The sequence below is a fragment of the Vibrio sp. 10N.222.48.A3 genome (genome assembly GCF_041475345.1).
Classification (GTDB): domain Bacteria; phylum Pseudomonadota; class Gammaproteobacteria; order Enterobacterales; family Vibrionaceae; genus Vibrio; species Vibrio tasmaniensis_A.
Map to the genome: position 1 here is coordinate 1 of NZ_JBFRVX010000851.1, position 3,113 is coordinate 3,113.

Below are 3,113 nucleotides of genomic sequence, written 5' to 3' on the forward strand. Positions count from 1 at the left end.
CTGGAAATGTGCGACATCAGTGCATTTGCCGTGGCGTCTAGCCAAGCAACGCTAGAAGCCAATGGTTTAACAGGTAATGTCTTCGCCTCAGATGTCTACTCTGACACATCAAAAGATTACCAATTCATCATCAGTAACCCACCATTCCATTCTGGTTTGGATACAAGCTACAGTGCGACTGAAACCTTACTTGCTCAGGCTCCTAACCACATGAAGCGTTCTGGTGAGATGATTATTGTTGCGAACAGTTTTTTAAAATACATTCCAATTATTGAGCAAGCTTTTGGAAAATGCGCGACTCTAAATAAGACCACCAAATTCGCGATCTATCACGCAAGCAAATAGCCTATCTAACACAGCGCAGGGTCAATATCTGCGCTGTCTGTTCATATTTCTATCAAAAGCCCATAAAAATGAGCTTTTGCACACGCTTTAAATACCACTTACTTGTCAAAGTAAAAAAACTCGTTAATTTCGTTAAATTGGAACCCGTTAATTCTATTCTCTGTACTTGTTTTCATCCCTTTCAAGCAGTACATCAAAGGAAAGTAGTACCCAATTTATGTTTAGATTCTATCGTAAGCAGAAGTTTAAGCGCCTTCAAAATACCCTAATGCTGGCATTTCTTGTCCTTAGTATTACCCCAGTAACACTTATCGCGATATTTTTCCTCCAATCGCACAGTCAGGATCTTCAGGAACAAAGTACTTCGCACCTTGTTTCCGTCCGTGATACTAAACAGCAGCAAATTGTCGATTACCTACAAGCTCAAGAATCCCAAGTGATGGGTTTTGTTCGCTCAGAGCTTGCCAATGCCAGTGGCGGACGATTCTATGGTTTGATCAATGCATTCCAACGCCTAGGGTTAGACATTGACGAAGCACGCGCTAATGCGCAGCAACGCTACATTCAAGGATCGGGCGATCAAATCAAAACATCGATTCTCCCTGAATCCAGCAGCTTTATTGGCAGCGAGCGCTATCGCCTATTGCACAAGCGCTACCACAACTCTTATTTGGAGCTGCTTAAGCGTTCTGATTTTGACGACATTTTATTGGTCGACATTAACGGCAACATCGCTTATTCAGTTTTTAAGCGCGATGACTACGGCACCAACTTGCTGACAGGTAAGTACAAAGATGCAAACCTCGGCAAAACCTTTCAACGCCTGGAAAAGGACGTAAAAGACAAACGCAAATCCAACGAAGACTACACGCCGGTTATCGTTTCTGACTTTAAAGACGAAAATGGTAAACAGACCGCATGGTTAGGCGCACCTATCGTTCAACAGGGCTACCTACACAGTTACGCCATGTTTAGACTGCCCATCAATGGTATTACTAAGCTTATTGCCGATCTCAACAAGAGTTCGAATATTCAAACCTTGCTTGTCGGCGATGATCATCTGCCACGTAGCCTTGCCCATTCACAAGAGTCGATTAATCTGAGTTTAGATGTTGTTGATAAAGCTCTGGCAGGAGAAACGGCCGTTGGCACCTTCGACAACGCTCAGGATCAAGCGATCATCGCTGCATATACTCCAATTGAGCTCAAATATGCGACTTGGGCACTCGTCGTCGAGCTTCCAGAAAAAGAAGCGTTTGCCCGTATTCATCAGTTAGAAAAGATCTTTGTGATCGTGATGTTGACGGCGATTATTCTTGTATTTGTCGCATCCCATTATCTGTCTAACTTCATCACATCACCGTTACTCAAGCTCACATGGGCAGCAGAGAAAGTCTCTGCGGGTGACCTTGATGAAACCATGATTAATACCGAACGAAAAGATGAGATAGGCCGCCTCGCGGTAAGCTTCGAAAGAATGCAACGTTCGATTCGTGAAAAGATGCTGCTCATTAAGAGCCAAAATGATGAGCTTGAGGACAACCTTAAGACCATTCAAAAACAAAATGAAGAGTTGCAACTGGCTAACAAACTTAAAGATGAATTCTTAGCAACAACATCACACGAATTGAGAACGCCATTACATGGCATGGTAGGTATCGCTGAAGCGCTAATATCTGGTGCAAACGGTCCTATTCCTGCCAACCAGAAGTACCAGTTGGATATCATCATCAATAGTGGCCAGAGATTGGCAACACTGGTCGATGATCTACTTGATTACCACAAAATGCGCTACGGCAGTTTAGACATAAATAAATCTGCTGTTGATTTATCTGCTGCTACCAGCTTGGTACTAGAATTGTCACATCATCTGTTGGGCAATAAGCCAATCCGAATTATTAACCAAGTACCCAGTGACTTAGGGTTGGTTTCGTCCGATCCTCAACGATTAGAACAAGTGATGTATAACTTGGTGGGCAATGCCATCAAGTACACATCAGAAGGTAAAATTGTTATCTCAGCAAGCGTTATCGACGACAACATTCGTGTACAAGTTGTTGATACAGGCCAAGGCATACCTGCTGAATACTTAGAACACATCTTTGAGCCACTGATTCAAGCAGGACAGGACTCAAGTAACTATCGCCAAGGTGCAGGGCTTGGGTTGTCCATAAGTCGTCAATTGATTGAACTGATGGGCGGTTCACTGTACGTAAGTAGCCAACCAATGCTTGGCACGACGTTCAGCTTTACCCTACCTTTAGCCACCCAAGAAGAATTGGATAACTACAGTGATTCAGGAAGCTATTCGCACTTCCAAGCGCCAGATTTAATTGATAACAGCCAACAAGAAAATAGTGTTATCAGTGAAGATCCAGACGGTCCGTTACTGGTTATCGCCGACGATGAACCAGTAAATTTACGCGTGCTAGACAGTTTCTTGAAATTGGAAGGTTATCGAGTGCGCACCGCATGTGACGGCCCAGAAACCATTGAACTGATTGAGAAAGAGAAGCCAGAGTTACTTCTGCTCGATATTATGATGCCAGGTATGAGTGGCTATCAGGTGTGTGAAGCACTGCGTAAGCAATACGATCATGCACAGTTGCCAATCATCATGCTCACAGCTCTTAATCAAGCAGAAGACCGTGTTCGTGGCTTTGAAGCTGGTGCCAACGATTACTTGTCTAAACCGTTCAACAAACAAGAGCTGGCGGCGCGAATTACGGCTCACTTATCAGCAAGTAAAGCTGAGCAAAGACGTCTTG

General features: G+C 43.8%; 2 protein-coding genes. Both read left to right on the forward strand.

Annotation, left to right across the window (positions count from 1 at the left end; translation table 11 throughout):
- The coding region (locus tag AB4653_RS20780; RefSeq protein ID WP_372105216.1) for a methyltransferase at positions 1–345 on the forward strand (345 nt) is incomplete at its 5' end.
- A gap of 217 nt (positions 346–562) precedes the next feature.
- The coding region (locus tag AB4653_RS20785) for a response regulator (RefSeq protein ID WP_372105218.1) at positions 563–3,113 on the forward strand (2,551 nt) is incomplete at its 3' end.